At 71.6% G+C, this 12,031-nt stretch carries 18 protein-coding genes and 1 tRNA gene; 12 read left to right on the top strand and 7 right to left on the bottom strand.

Going from position 1 to position 12,031, the window contains the following annotated elements:
• Positions 1-27 precede the first annotated feature (27 nt).
• Genes AC1MBW_RS07075 through AC1MBW_RS07065 form a run of 3 tightly spaced genes read left to right on the top strand, consistent with a single transcriptional unit; the run spans position 28 to position 2,204 of the window.
• Entirely contained in the window at positions 28-204 is a 177-nt protein-coding gene (locus tag AC1MBW_RS07075) for a hypothetical protein (protein WP_161805567.1), read from the top strand.
• A gap of 24 nt (positions 205-228) precedes the next feature.
• On the top strand, positions 229-906 hold the full coding sequence (locus AC1MBW_RS07070; protein WP_480025952.1) for an HAD hydrolase-like protein: 678 nt from the start codon (positions 229-231) through the stop codon (positions 904-906).
• The gene (locus tag AC1MBW_RS07065) at positions 903-2,204 is read left to right on the top strand and encodes an MFS transporter (RefSeq protein ID WP_054147448.1); all 1,302 of its coding nucleotides are present in this window, start codon (positions 903-905) and stop codon (positions 2,202-2,204) included. Before AC1MBW_RS07070 ends, AC1MBW_RS07065 begins: the two co-directional genes overlap by 4 nt.
• Positions 2,205-2,244: 40 nt before the next feature.
• Here AC1MBW_RS07065 and AC1MBW_RS07060 read toward each other — a convergent pair whose 3' ends face one another.
• Positions 2,245-3,153 (bottom strand): SDR family oxidoreductase, encoded by a 909-nt coding sequence (locus tag AC1MBW_RS07060; RefSeq protein ID WP_480025951.1) that lies wholly within the window; start codon positions 3,151-3,153, stop codon positions 2,245-2,247.
• Positions 3,154-3,414: 261 nt separating this feature from the next.
• On the opposite strand from AC1MBW_RS07060, the gene AC1MBW_RS07055 reads away from it, so the two are divergent.
• Positions 3,415-4,329, top strand: a complete 915-nt coding sequence (locus tag AC1MBW_RS07055; protein WP_054145693.1) for a cation diffusion facilitator family transporter — start codon at positions 3,415-3,417, stop codon at positions 4,327-4,329.
• 27 nt (positions 4,330-4,356) lie between these two features.
• Here the strand turns inward: AC1MBW_RS07055 and crcB are convergent, their stop codons facing one another.
• The 3 genes from crcB to AC1MBW_RS07040 are packed head-to-tail and all read right to left on the bottom strand — an operon-like array spanning position 4,357 to position 5,700.
• Entirely contained in the window at positions 4,357-4,734 is a 378-nt protein-coding gene (gene crcB, locus AC1MBW_RS07050; protein ID WP_480025950.1) for a fluoride efflux transporter CrcB, read from the bottom strand.
• Positions 4,731-5,168, bottom strand: a complete 438-nt coding sequence (locus AC1MBW_RS07045; protein WP_480025949.1) for a fluoride efflux transporter FluC — start codon at positions 5,166-5,168, stop codon at positions 4,731-4,733. Before AC1MBW_RS07045 ends, crcB begins: the two co-directional genes overlap by 4 nt.
• 13 nt (positions 5,169-5,181) lie before the next feature.
• Positions 5,182-5,700, bottom strand: a complete 519-nt coding sequence (locus AC1MBW_RS07040) for a universal stress protein (RefSeq protein ID WP_480025948.1) — start codon at positions 5,698-5,700, stop codon at positions 5,182-5,184.
• 94 nt (positions 5,701-5,794) lie between these two features.
• Between AC1MBW_RS07040 and AC1MBW_RS07035 the strand changes: the two genes are divergently transcribed.
• Positions 5,795-6,478 (top strand): SOS response-associated peptidase, encoded by a 684-nt coding sequence (locus AC1MBW_RS07035; protein ID WP_480025947.1) that lies wholly within the window; start codon positions 5,795-5,797, stop codon positions 6,476-6,478.
• Positions 6,479-6,560: 82 nt separating this feature from the next.
• Here the strand turns inward: AC1MBW_RS07035 and AC1MBW_RS07030 are convergent, their stop codons facing one another.
• Positions 6,561-6,713, bottom strand: a complete 153-nt coding sequence (locus AC1MBW_RS07030) for a hypothetical protein (RefSeq protein WP_480025946.1) — start codon at positions 6,711-6,713, stop codon at positions 6,561-6,563.
• Between the two features lie 227 nt (positions 6,714-6,940).
• Between AC1MBW_RS07030 and AC1MBW_RS07025 the strand changes: the two genes are divergently transcribed.
• The 4 genes from AC1MBW_RS07025 (at position 6,941) to AC1MBW_RS07010 (ending at position 8,592) form a co-directional block, all read left to right on the top strand.
• Positions 6,941-7,222, top strand: coding sequence for a polymorphic toxin type 15 domain-containing protein (locus tag AC1MBW_RS07025; protein ID WP_480025945.1), 282 nt, complete (start codon positions 6,941-6,943; stop codon positions 7,220-7,222).
• Positions 7,140-7,685, top strand: coding sequence for a T6SS immunity protein Tdi1 domain-containing protein (locus AC1MBW_RS07020; protein WP_480025944.1), 546 nt, complete (start codon positions 7,140-7,142; stop codon positions 7,683-7,685). Before AC1MBW_RS07025 ends, AC1MBW_RS07020 begins: the two co-directional genes overlap by 83 nt.
• Positions 7,682-8,056 carry a hypothetical protein gene (locus tag AC1MBW_RS07015; protein ID WP_480025943.1) on the top strand — a complete coding sequence of 125 codons (375 nt, stop codon included), beginning with the start codon at positions 7,682-7,684 and terminating at the stop codon, positions 8,054-8,056. The genes AC1MBW_RS07020 and AC1MBW_RS07015 overlap by 4 nt, the downstream gene beginning before the upstream one ends.
• Before the next feature lie 107 nt (positions 8,057-8,163).
• Positions 8,164-8,592: a hypothetical protein gene (locus AC1MBW_RS07010; RefSeq protein WP_480025942.1), complete on the top strand. Its 429-nt coding sequence runs from the start codon at positions 8,164-8,166 to the stop codon at positions 8,590-8,592.
• Positions 8,593-8,624: 32 nt separating this feature from the next.
• On the opposite strand, the gene AC1MBW_RS07005 is transcribed toward AC1MBW_RS07010, so the two are convergent.
• On the bottom strand, positions 8,625-9,224 hold the full coding sequence (locus AC1MBW_RS07005) for a hypothetical protein (RefSeq protein WP_480025941.1): 600 nt from the start codon (positions 9,222-9,224) through the stop codon (positions 8,625-8,627).
• 104 nt (positions 9,225-9,328) lie between these two features.
• Positions 9,329-9,412, bottom strand: a tRNA-Leu gene (locus tag AC1MBW_RS07000).
• Positions 9,413-9,520: 108 nt separating this feature from the next.
• On the opposite strand from AC1MBW_RS07000, the gene AC1MBW_RS06995 reads away from it, so the two are divergent.
• The 3 genes from AC1MBW_RS06995 to AC1MBW_RS06985 are packed head-to-tail and all read left to right on the top strand — an operon-like array spanning position 9,521 to position 12,006.
• Positions 9,521-10,234 carry an FhaA domain-containing protein gene (locus AC1MBW_RS06995; protein WP_054145701.1) on the top strand — a complete coding sequence of 238 codons (714 nt, stop codon included), beginning with the start codon at positions 9,521-9,523 and terminating at the stop codon, positions 10,232-10,234.
• Positions 10,231-10,752 (top strand): FHA domain-containing protein FhaB/FipA, encoded by a 522-nt coding sequence (locus AC1MBW_RS06990; protein ID WP_071257455.1) that lies wholly within the window; start codon positions 10,231-10,233, stop codon positions 10,750-10,752. Before AC1MBW_RS06995 ends, AC1MBW_RS06990 begins: the two co-directional genes overlap by 4 nt.
• A gap of 6 nt (positions 10,753-10,758) precedes the next feature.
• A complete protein-coding gene (locus tag AC1MBW_RS06985; protein WP_480025940.1) occupies positions 10,759-12,006 on the top strand; it encodes a PP2C family protein-serine/threonine phosphatase in 1,248 nt (415 codons plus the stop codon).
• Positions 12,007-12,031 lie beyond the last annotated feature (25 nt).

Below are 12,031 nucleotides of genomic sequence, written 5' to 3'. Positions count from 1 at the left end.
GACCCCCTTCGACCGCAGGAGCGACCCGTGACCTCACCGATCTTCGACACCCTGACCGCCGAACGCGAGGCGACCCCGCTCTTCGAGTCCCTGGCCCGGGGCCTCGACGACCCGATGTGGTCGTTCGAGACCGTGTCGCCTCCGTCGACCCGAGACGCGGTGCCGGCGGTGGCGACCTGGCCGCTCCGGGCCGTCCCGCGCTGACGCCCGATCCGTAAGCTGGGGGCGATGACTCTCCCCTACACGGCCGTCCTCTACGACCTCGACGGCACCATCGCCGACTCGGCGCCCGCGATCACCGCCAGCCTCGCCCACACGATCGGCGAACTCGGCCTGCCGGTGCCCTCCGCCGCCGAGCTCATGGCCTGGGTCGGCCCGCCCCTGCCGCAGAGCTTCGAGGTGCGCCTCGGGCTCGGCGGCGAGCGCCTCGTCGACGCCATGCGGCTCTACCGCGCGCACTACCTGGCGAACGGCGCCCTCGAGGGCGAGGTCTTCCCGGGCGTGCCCGACCTCATGGCGGCCGTGCACGCGGCCGGCATCCCCACGTCGACCGCCACCTCGAAGCCCGAGACCCCGGCCACCGCGATCCTGCGGGCGCACGGACTCGACCGGTACCTCGACGTCATCACCGGTGCCTCCGACGACGAGGTGCGCAACACCAAGGCTGACGTCGTCGAAGAAGCCCTGAAGCGCCTGCGGGCGCGCGGTGCCGACCTCTCGCGTCCCGTGCTGCTCGGCGACCGCCACCACGACGTCGAGGGGGCGGCGGTGCACGGCGTGCCCACGATCCTGGTCGGCTGGGGCTACGGCGAGCCCGACGAGCACGTGGGCGCGGTCGCCGTCGCGGCGGACGTCGACGAGGTGGCCGACCTGCTGGGCGTCTCCCTGCTGCGCGGCGCCGCGTGACCCGCGCCGCAGCCGCCGTGCGGTCGCCCGCCGCCTGGCTGCTCACCCTCGCGATCGTGCTGATCGCCCTCAACATGCGTGGGCCGATCGTGGCCCCGGCCCCCGTGCTCGACCAGATGAGCGCAGACCTCGGCCTCACGGCGGTCGTCGCCGGGCTGCTCACCAGCATCCCCGTGCTCTGCTTCGCCGTGGCGAGCCCGTTCGCCTCGGCCCTGATCGGCCGGATCGGCGCCGAACGCGCCGTCACCCTCGGGCTCGCGGGCGTTCTGCTCGGCACCCTGCTGCGCACGGCCGGCGGCACGGTCTGGCTCTACGTCGGCACGATCGTGATCGGCGTCGCGATCACGATCGGCAACGTCGTGCTGCCCGTCGTCATCCGCCGCGACTTCAGCCCCGAGCGGGCCGGCTTCGTCACCGGCATCTACACGTCGGCCCTCAACGTCGGGTCGATGATCACCTCGCTGGCCACGGCTCCGATCGCCTCCGTCGTCGGGTGGCCCCTGGCCCTCGTCACCTGGGGACTGCTCGCCGTCCTGGCCGCGGTGGTCTGGTCGATCGCCGTGGGCCCCCGCGTGGCGGTGCTCGGCGGTAGCGTGGCCGTGGTGCCGGGGTCGCAGGCCGACGTCGACGACCGGCACCGCGCCTCCTCGGCGACCGACGTCTTCACCGGCGGCATCGACGTGGTCGAGCCCGGTGAAGCCGAGGCCGATGCGCGCGAACGCCGACGCAGCGCCACCCCGCTGCTGCGTCGGTGGACCACCTGGGGCCTGACGCTGGCCTTCTCGGGCCAGGCGTTCGGCTACTACGGGCTCACGGCCTGGATGCCGACGCTGTTGCGCGACGAGGTCGGGCTGACCCGTGAGGCGGCCGGAGCGAGTTCGTCGGTCTTCCAGATCCTCGCCGTGGTGGGTGCGCTCGGCGTGCCGTTCCTCGCGCTGCGGGTGCGACCCGCGGTCGTCATCGGTCTCATCGCCGTGTTCTGGTCGGCCATGCCGCTCGGCCTGCTCTTCGCCCCCGAGCACTGGCTGCTCTGGTCGATCTTCGGCGGGGCCGCGCAGGGCGGCGGGATCACGATCATCTTCATCGTCATCGTGCGCATGGCGTCGACCGACGTCGAGGCACGGCGCCTGTCGGCCCTCGTCCAGGGCGGCGGGTATGCCATCGCGGCACTCGGCCCGCTCGCGATCGGCGGGCTGCACGACGTCAGCGGCAACTGGCAGATCCCGATGATCGGCGTCGCGGCGGCGGTCGTCGTGCTCGGCGTCAGCGGCGTGCTGTCGTCGCGGCGCGTGCCCTGAGCCGACCGGGCGGACGCCCCCTGGGGTCCGACGGGCGAGGTCAGTCCCGCACGCCTCCGGCGAAGAGCACCTCGAGCGTCAGCGGGTCGCGTCCGGTCAGGTCGCGCACGGAGGACGTCACCTGCGCCACCTCGCCCGACGCCATCGACGTGTAGGTGCTGACCCAGGCGTCCGCCTGGAAGGGCTCGGGCTCGAAGACGCGGCGGGACTCGTAGGCCTCGTCGACCGTCTCGTCCACGAACGTGAACGGCCGCCCACCGAGGGCGGTGAGGCGTGCGGCCGCCTCCGTCAGGGTGAACGCCTCCGACCCGGTCAGGTCGTAGGTCACCCCGGCGTGCGACTCGTGGTCGAGCAGCACGACGGCCGCCACGGCCGCGACGTCGGCCCGGGCCACCGCGGCCACACGCCCGTCGCCGGCCGGGCCGCGGATGACGCCCTGCTCGTCCGCGAACAGCGGGATGAAGTCCAGGTAGAAGTTGTCGCGCAGGAACGTGAAGGCCAGACCCGACTCGCGGATGTGCTGCTCGGTCGCGAAGTGGTCCCGCCCGAGTGTGAACACCGAGTCGGCCGACGCGCCGGCGAACGACGTGTAGACCACGTGCCGCACGCCCGCCTCGACGGCGGCGTCGACGAACGCACGGTGCTGGTCGACGCGGTCGGGCGCCTCGGCCGCCGACACCATGAACAGGGTCTCGACCCCGCGCAGCGCCTCGACGGAGGCGGCCCGGTCGCCGTAGGTCGCGACGGCGACCTCGGCCTCGGCGCCGTCGAGCCGGGGCGCGCGGGCGGCGTCGCGCACGACGAGCCGCAACGGCACGCCCCGCTCCGACAGGTGGAGCGCCACGATGCCGCCGACCGCACCCGTCGCGCCCGTCACGGCGACGAGCGGCGAGGAGGCGCGGGCGGGCTCCCCCACGGAGGCGGACGAGGTCTCGGTCGAGTCGGTCATCCCTCACTGAACCATGCGCGGTGGGTGCGGCTCCCAGGCGGGGCCGACCCGCGCCTCCTCGTCCGCCGGATGCGCCCCGATCGGCGTCGTTGCGGGGATCGAGACTCGTTATCGACTACCGGGATCGGTGGCCGTCGCCGACGGGCGCCGGTAGATTCGACGCCGGCCCGACACCCCGGCGGGCCGATCCGGCGGGCCGATCGCCACCCCGATCCGCCACCCCCGACCTCCCCCCGACCTCCACCCCGACGAGAGGCGCCCATGGGCCACGACCACGGACACGGACACGTCGCCGCCGACGGACGACGGCTGCGCCTCGCGATCGCGATCGTCGCCCTGGGCCTCGTCGCCCAGCTGGTCGGCGCCTGGCTCTCGGGCTCGCTCGCGCTGCTCGCCGACTCGGGGCACATGCTCTCCGACCTGGCCGGGCTGGTCGTCGCGCTCGTGGCCACGATCGTCGCCGCCCGCCCCGCGAGCGGCCGGCAGACCTACGGCTACCGGCGGGCCGAGGTGTTCGCGGCGTTCGTCAACGGCCTCGTGCTGCTCGCCGTGTCGCTCTCGGTCGCCGTCGCCGCCGTGTCCCGCCTCGTGGCGGTCGGCGAGCACGAGGTGCTCGGTCTGCCCATGCTGGTCGTCGGCCTGGTCGGCGGGGCCACGAACGTCGCAGCACTGCTCGTGCTGCGCGGCGGGGCGACGCACTCCATCAACATGCGCGGGGCCTACCTCGAGGTGCTCGGCGACCTGCTCGGCTCGGCGGCCGTCGTCGTGGCCGCCGTCGTCGTGCTGACCACGGGCTTCACGCAGGCCGACTCGGTCGGGTCGCTGATCATCGCGGCGATGATCGTGCCGAGGGCCTGGTCGCTGCTGCGCGAGGCGATCCGGGTGCTGTTCGGGTCGGCACCGGGCGACATCGACCTCGAATCGGTCCGCGCGCACATCGGCGACACCCCGGGCGTCGTCTCGGCGCACGACGTGCACGCCTGGCAGATCACCAGCGGCGCGACCGTCTTCTCGGCGCACGTCGTCGTCGAACGCGAGGTGTTCTGCGACATGAAGGTCGACGAGACCCTGGACGCCCTCGACCGGTGCCTCGCCGCCCACTTCTCGGTCGAGCACGCGACGTTCCAGCTCGAGCCGGCCGACCACGCGGGGCACGAGCGCGAGACGCACGCCTGACCGGGCGCTGGATGCGAGCCGATCCAGTCAGGCCAGCGAGCCGAGCCACAGGCCGAGGGACGCGACGCCGACGCACGCGACGAGCATGCCCAGGCCGTTCGCGACCGCGGCCCCGCGTCGACCGGTGGCCAGCAGTCGAGCGGTCTCGACGCTCGCGGTGCTGAACGTCGTGTACCCGCCGAGCAGACCGGTGCCGAGCACGGCCTTCCACTCGGGCGCGACGACCGCCTGCAGGGCGAGGCCGGTCAGCAGTCCCAGAGCGAACGAGCCCGACACGTTGATGACGGTCGTGCCCCACGGGTAGGCCGTGCCCAGGCGATCCTTGACGAGGCCGTCGACGACGAAGCGCACGGCGGCACCGATCCCGCCGGCCGCCGCGACGGCGACGACGAGCAGCGGACTCACGAGGCGCGCCCGGCGAGACGTGCGCCGACCCGGATGCCCGCCGCCGCGGCGAGCACCCCGAGCACCAGGCTGAGCAGCCCGTAGAGCCCGGCGACGGCGAGGTCGCCGCCGCCCGCCCCGGCGAGCTGCGCGGTCTCGGTCGCCAGCGAGCTGTAGGTCGTGAACCCGCCGAGGACACCCGTCCCCACGAAGAGCCGGGCCCGGCGGCGCCCGCCCTCGTCGGGACCGGAGCGCAGCAGCCGCTCGAGCAGGACGCCGAGGACGAACGCCCCGACCACGTTGATCGCGAAGATCGCCGTGTCGAACGCACCCCACGACGGCACCACGAGGGTCACCCCGACCCGCACGGCGGTCCCGAGGGCGCCGCCCAGCGCGACGAGCGCGATCAGGGACGGACGGAGGTACGGGGCACGAGGGCGCGCAGCCCCCGTCACCGGCGGCCTCGCGTCACAGCTCGTCCTCCCACGGCAGCGTCTGGCTGCGGGGGACGGGGGCCAGCGGAACGACGACGACCGGGCGGTGCTGACGGTGGCTGAGGTGCAGGGCGACCGAACCGGCGAAGAACTCGCGGACGCTGCCCCGCAGGCCGGCCTCGCGACTGCCGACGACGATCAGGGGGGCGTCGAGCTGTTCGGCCAGGTGCGACAGGCACTGGGCGGGGTCGCCGGCGACGACCGAGGTGCGCAGCTCGACGCCGCGAGCCGAGGCGATCGGCCGCAGCCGCGCCTCCAGGTCGGCGTCGAAGGAGAGCGTCTCGGTGTAGTCGTCGGGGTCGAGGGGGTACGACAGGACGGTGCCGTCGATGCCCTCGGCGAAGGCGAGCCGGTCGGGCTCGACCGAGACGCACAGCAGGCCGGTGCCGAAGCGTGCCGCCAGGTCGGCCGCGGTCGCCACCACGGACTCGCCCGAGTTCGGCACGACGCCCACGACGACGAAGCCGCGGACGGGGTTCTGCTCGTCGGACATGGTCACCACCCTCTCACCGCGTCGCCGACCCGTGCGGCGCCACGGCCACAGTGAACCACCGTCACGCCCCTCCGCGGAAGAGCAGACTGTCGGCATGTGCGGTCGCTACGTCGTTGCCCGGGCCACGTCCGATCTGTTGCCGAGCCTGCTCGACGGCCTGGGGCCCCTGCCCGACGACTTCAACGTCGCACCGACGACGGTCGTGCCGGTCGTCCGCGAGCGACACGGCGAGCGACAGCTGCCCGGTGCCCGCTGGGGCTTCGTGCCGTCGTGGTACCCCGACCTGAAGAAGCGGCCGCAGCCGATCAACGCGCGCATCGAGACCGTGGCGACGAGCGGCATGTTCCGCCGGGCGTTCGCCACCAGCCGGTGCATCGTGCCCGCGCAGGGGTACTACGAGTGGGTCGTGACCGAGACCGGCAAGCAGCCGCACTACGTGCACCAGCCCGACGCCGGGCTCGCCATGGCCGGCCTCGTCACCGCATGGCCCGACCCCGCCAAGGCCGAGGACGACCCGGACCGCTGGGTGATCTCGACCACGATCATCACGCGCGACGCCCACGTGGCGCCGGGCGAGGTGCACGACCGGATGCCGGCCTGCCTGACGCGCGACTCGTACGACGACTGGCTGGGCGACGGCCTCGACGCCGACGAGCTGCTGACGCTGCTCGACCGGGACTCGTTCGAGGTCGCCCACGACCTCGTGCAGCACGAGGTGAGCCGCGACGCGAACAACGTCCGCAACAACGGCCCGCACCTCATCGAGCCCCTGCGCTGACGCTCGTCCGACGAGGAGGCGCGGCTCGCGTCCCCGCCGGAGGCGCGGCCCCACGTCCCTGCCGCAGGCGCGGCCCGCCGCCTCAGCGCGCGTCGCGGTGACTCGCCAGGCGTTCGCGCAGGTAGGACACCAGCTCGCCCTGGGCCCGTCGGGACTCCCGGGTCAATCGGTTGAGCGGCACGCGACCGCCCGCCGCCAGGGCGGGGTCGCGGGGGACGACGACGACCCCGAACACGCTCGCGTCGTCGAGTAGGTCGAGGAGGGCACCGTCGGCGAATACCTCGACGACCGCGCTGCCTACGAGTCGACGTCTCGCCCGCATTCGCCTGCGCGACAGGCGGCGCGTGAGGACGCAGCGTCAGATCGTCTGACCGAGCTGATCTTGGACGGGGTCGACCCGGAACAGGCTCGTCTCGATGTCGGCACGTGGCTCAAGGGCCAGAACGCGCTGCACTCCCCCGTATGATCTCCGGCGGACGGCCTGACGACGTGACAGGACTCGGGCACGCAGGCGTGAACAAGTCGCTGGGCAGTCGATGGCGGACACGGGTGGCGGCGTTGGATGACCACGTCCACTCCGTGGCTGGCTCGGTCCCGGAGTCGGAGTGGTACCGCACACGACTCAACGTCCGACTCACCTCGACCACAGGAGGACGACCCCATGGCCGAAGAAGCCGTCTTCGTCTCAGGACCGCAGATGCCGCCGTCGAGTCACGAGACGTTCGCCGAACGAGTACCTCCTGAGATGACGGCGCTCTGGCGGGACCACGGCCTGGGTGACACCGCAGACGGTTACTTGCGGATCGTCGACCCGGCCCCATGGCTGGACGTGCTCGCAGAGGTCGCCCCCGGGTTCACGCAAGGCGTTCCGTTGTTCTCCTCGGCGCTCGGTGACCTCTTCGTCTGGCTGGACGGGCGACTGCACCTCCTCGAATTCCGTCAGGGCACGTCCCGCATCCTCACGAAATCGATCGCGACCTTGAAAGTCATCGCCGCGTACGAGTCCTTCTTGAACGACCCCGACTACTTCGACTGGGCTCCGTGGCCGGAGGCGCGAGCTCGTCTGGGCGTTCCCGGTTCGGATGAGTGCTTCGGCTTCACGCCCATCCTCGCCCTGGGGGGACGGCCGACAGCCGATTCTCTCCAGCTCGTAGGCATGAGGGAGCATCTCCTCCTCATATCCTCAGTTGCTGGTCCCCTGTCGTGAGGGACGCACTTCGCATCCTCGGCAAAGCACTACATGCCGTCATCCCGCGCGACCACGATCGAGTGGTCGCCCGGATCAGCGTGGTCGGCGGAGTGACAGCCGGCACGATCGAGTTGCATGCTGCCGACGGCAGCTCGACCTCTCTCTCGTCCGGTCGTGGCGTCTTCCGGGCGGCCCGCGATCTCCGGAGGGTCATGAACGAGGCCGAAGCCGGGACCTGGTTCACGGGCGTGTTCACCGTCACCGCCGGGGGGAAGCTCAGTGCGAGGTACGACTACGACCACGAGTCCGAGCTCGGGTCTTTCGCCGCCGAGGCGTACCGCGCCGACTTCGACGAGTTCCCCCGCACCCCAGAGAACACCCCCAACTGACTGGCCGCCATCCTCGCCGGTGCCCCGACCCGCCACGACCTGGCCCGCCGAGCCGACGGTGGCGGCGGGGCCGAGCGATGAGCTAACACGACGACGACGGCGGCCGCGTGCCGACCGAACGTGATGCCCTCCGTCGGGTGGGTCTCGCCGTCCACCGCATGATGCCTCGAGGCTCCGTCCGGGCGGAGTTCGACTTCTCCGAGGTCGGCGGCGTCCGGGTGGCATCCGTGGGTTTCTTCGACGAAGCCGGTCACGAGTCGTCCACTCCCGACACGGACGAGGCGGGCGCCGCCGCCTCCGACCTCCGACGGCTCGTGTACCGAGCCGACGTCGGAACGTGGTTCAGCGCCCGCTTCCGGGTGACCGCCGCCGGCAAGCTCGGCACCTCGTTCGACTTCGACCACCGCGCTCCTCACACCTGGATCGACGACCAGGCGTACCTCGACGATCTCGAGTCGTACCCACGGCCCGCCGAGGCGATCCCTGGCTGGCTCGCCGCCGTCGTCGCCTCGCGATCGGCCGGAGGCTCTCCGTGACCGGCCTCACGGGCTGATCGGGCCGAAACGCCTCAGAGTGGCAGCACGGCCTCGAGGGCGAGCGGGTCGCCGTCGATCGCGATGTCGTTGAGTTGCCGGCCGACGAACTCCGCGGCCTCGACCGTGTCCGACTCGATCCGGCGCCCCGTGCCCTCGACGACGAGCGCCCAGGCGACCGGCCCCCCGGAGGCGCGGGTCATCTCGAGACGGCAGCGCGTCAGTTCGCGGTCCTGTCCGAATCGCATGTCCGACAGGTCGGCGATGACCATGCACTCGAGGTCGTCGCGGAACCCGTGGAGGGTGGCGTCCCTCGCGATCTCGAGCCGCGCCTCCTCGTCGTGGTCGTCGGCGGACGAGGTGAACCGCGTGCCCTCGACGGTCCGGACGATCCACGAGACGTGGTCGCCGACGGTGACGAAGGACTGCATGCTGCTGATCCTCGGCCCGATGTCGGCGTGCGCGTACACCGGGGGCAGGTCGGTCACGCTGACCACGACGCCGTCGCGGCGACCCACCACGCGGCGGTCGGAGTCGACGACGATGCGCTGGTTGCGGGGCACCCACGGAGCCTTCGGGAACTCGTCGAAGAGCACCTCGTCGAAATCGAACACGACCCCGCTCTGCTGGCTCATCGCACCAGCCAAGCACCTACGGGCCGGTGAGCAGGCCCGGAAACGGCCCGGAAGCGGGCCCGAGAAAGTGAAAAGGCCCACCCGGAGGTGAGCCTTCACGTTCGTGCGCGAGGGGGGACTTGAACCCCCACGCCCTTTCGAGCACTGGCACCTGAAGCCAGCGCGTCTGCCAATTCCGCCACTCGCGCGAACTCGTAGACTTTAGCACGCGTCAGAGGCCCGGAAGAGCAGCGGTGAGTACCTTTCACTCGTTCGGGCTAAGATCGGGCGACCAGAGACCCCGAACCTGGAGACCCATGGGACTGCTCGACAATTTCGAACGCGGGTTGGAGCGTGCCGTCAACGGTGCCTTCGCCAAGACGTTCCGTTCGGGCGTGCAACCACTCGAGATCACGAACGCGCTGCGCCGCGAGCTCGACACCAAGGCCGCCGTGGTCTCGCGTGACCGGATCCTCGTGCCCAACGAGTTGCAGGTCCGCCTGGCTCCGATCGACTACGACAAGATGTCGGCCATCGGTCCGGCCCTGATCGACGAGCTCACCCAGCTGACGCAGCGCCACGCCACCGCCCAGGGGTACCAGTTCGCCGGCCCGCTCGGCATCCGCCTGCGTGAGGACGACTCGCTCAGCGTCGGCATCATGACCGTCGACTCGCGCAACCTGCGCGGCGAGGTGCAGTGGAAACCGTTCGTCGAGATCGACGGCAAGCGCCGCGAGCTCAGCGGTGCCCGCACCATCATCGGCCGCGGCAGCGACGCCGACATCACCGTGCAAGACACGGGGACGTCCCGTCAGCACGTCGAGATCCTGTGGGACGGTTCACGTGCCCAGGTCCGCGACCTCGGCTCGACGAACGGCTCGAAGCTCAACGGCAACCCGCTGACGAAGGCCCCGCTGCAGCCCGATTCGGTGATCCAGATCGGTCGTACGCGTATCGTGTTCCGCGTGCTCCCCCAGTCATCGACGCCCGACCCCTTCGACGGGCCCGACTCGACGGGTGGCCGACGATGACCTCAGCCCTCACCCTGCTGGTGCTCCATTTCGGCTTCCTGGCCGTCCTGTGGCTGTTCGTCTTCGTGATCGTGTTCGCGCTGAGAAGCGACCTGTTCGGGCAGCGGGCGCGCAAGATGCCCGCCGACGCCACACCCGGCAAGGCGAGCTCGACCGCCACCGCGCCTCCTGCACCCGCTCCGCGCGCCGCGCCCGCCGCGCCGGCGCCGACCCCGCAGGGTGACGGCCGCGCGACGCGCCTCGTCATCACCAAGGGCGCGAAGGCGGGCCTCGAGATGCCGCTCGGCGACGGGCCGCTCACGATCGGGCGATCGCAAGAGAGCAACCTCGTGATCCGTGACGACTACACCTCGACCCACCACGCGCGCCTCATGCTCTGGAACGGCCGCTGGGTCGTCCAAGACCTCGACTCCACCAACGGCACGTTCCTCGCCGGTGATCGCGTGTCGGTCCCCACCCCCGTGCCCACGGGCGCGACCGTGACGATCGGGCAGACGAGCTTCGAGCTCCGGCGGTAGGCCCTCATGACGACGCACGCCAAGAGTGCCGCTCTGTCCAACGTGGGCAAGATCCGGTCCAACAACCAAGACAGCGGCTACGCCGGCACGCAGCTCTTCGTCGTGGCCGACGGCATGGGCGGGCACGCGGGCGGCGACGTGGCCTCGGCCATCGCGATCCGACGGATCCGCGAGACCGACCGGGTCTACACCTCGCCGGGTGACGCCGAGTTCGCGCTGCAGTCGTCGCTGATCGCGGCGAACCAACTGCTGGCCGAGACCGTCTTCGAGCACCAAGAACTCACCGGCATGGGCACCACCGTCAGCGCCATGCTCCGCGTCGGTGACAGCATGGCGATCGCCCACATCGGCGACTCGCGCATCTACCTGTTCCGCGAGGGCGAGCTCAGCCAGATCACCGCCGACCACACCTTCGTGCAGCGCCTGGTCGACAGCGGTCGCATCACGCCCGAAGAAGCAGCGGTCCACCCGCGACGCAGCGTGCTGATGCGCGTGCTCGGCGACGTCGACGCGGCCCCCGAGATCGACACGGCCACCCTCGGCACGCAGCCCGGCGACCGCTGGCTGATCTGCTCGGACGGCCTCAGCAGCTACCTCGCGGAAGAGCGCATCAAGAAGGCGCTGGCCATGGGCCTCGACGCCGAACAGACCGCCCGGCGCCTGGTGAAAGAGACGCTCGACCACGGCGCCCCCGACAACGTGACCGTCGTCATCGTCGACGTCGACGAATCGGGCGACTCCGCCCTCGACGAGCCCGTCACGGTCGGGTCGGCCGCCGCGCCCCTCAGCTTCGACAGCGACGCGGGCCGCAAATCCCTGCGCCTGCCGACGATCCTGCTGCATCCGCTCAAGGTCGCCACGACGCCGGAGGACAGCCACTTCGAGCCCGAGAGCGACGAGTACCTCGCCGAGCTCATCGCCGAAGACAAGCGACGCCGTCGCCGTCGCCGCATCACCTGGCTGACCGCCCTCGTCGTGGCGGTCGCCGCGCTCGTCGCCGGGCTCGTGCTGACCTACCAGTGGACCCAAGACCACTACTACGTGGGAGAAGAGCGGGGCACGGTCGTCATCTACAAGGGCGTCCAGCAGAGCCTCGGGCCGATCGGCCTCTCGAGCGTCTACGAGACCACCGACGTCCAGGTCGACGACCTGCCGAACTACACGCAGACCACCGTGGAAGACACCATCAACGCCGGCTCCCTCGCGGACGCCCGGGCGATCGTCGAGAGGTTGGCCGATGCCAGCAACCCCTGACGCACCCGGCGGTGACGCGACCGAG

The sequence above is a fragment of the Frigoribacterium sp. AP1 genome, from assembly GCF_056680555.1.
Note: the sequence above shows the minus strand (reverse complement) of the source record. Positions and strands in the feature narration are given on the sequence as shown.

Excerpts from the sequence above, each read along its gene's own strand:
- AC1MBW_RS06995 (WP_054145701.1), top strand. The coding sequence starts at position 9,521 with ATGGGACTGCTCGACAATTTCGAACGCGGGTTGGAGCGTGCCGTCAAC.
- AC1MBW_RS07020 (WP_480025944.1), top strand. The coding sequence starts at position 7,140 with ATGGCCGAAGAAGCCGTCTTCGTCTCAGGACCGCAGATGCCGCCGTCG.
- AC1MBW_RS07040 (WP_480025948.1), bottom strand. The coding sequence starts at position 5,700 with ATGTCCGACGAGCAGAACCCCGTCCGCGGCTTCGTCGTCGTGGGCGTC.
- AC1MBW_RS07035 (WP_480025947.1), top strand. The coding sequence starts at position 5,795 with ATGTGCGGTCGCTACGTCGTTGCCCGGGCCACGTCCGATCTGTTGCCG.
- AC1MBW_RS07005 (WP_480025941.1), bottom strand. The coding sequence starts at position 9,224 with ATGAGCCAGCAGAGCGGGGTCGTGTTCGATTTCGACGAGGTGCTCTTC.
- AC1MBW_RS07070 (WP_480025952.1), top strand. The coding sequence starts at position 229 with ATGACTCTCCCCTACACGGCCGTCCTCTACGACCTCGACGGCACCATC.
- AC1MBW_RS06985 (WP_480025940.1), top strand. The coding sequence starts at position 10,759 with ATGACGACGCACGCCAAGAGTGCCGCTCTGTCCAACGTGGGCAAGATC.
- AC1MBW_RS07055 (WP_054145693.1), top strand. The coding sequence starts at position 3,415 with ATGGGCCACGACCACGGACACGGACACGTCGCCGCCGACGGACGACGG.
- AC1MBW_RS07060 (WP_480025951.1), bottom strand. The coding sequence starts at position 3,153 with ATGACCGACTCGACCGAGACCTCGTCCGCCTCCGTGGGGGAGCCCGCC.
- AC1MBW_RS06990 (WP_071257455.1), top strand. The coding sequence starts at position 10,231 with ATGACCTCAGCCCTCACCCTGCTGGTGCTCCATTTCGGCTTCCTGGCC.
- AC1MBW_RS07025 (WP_480025945.1), top strand. The coding sequence starts at position 6,941 with ATGATCTCCGGCGGACGGCCTGACGACGTGACAGGACTCGGGCACGCA.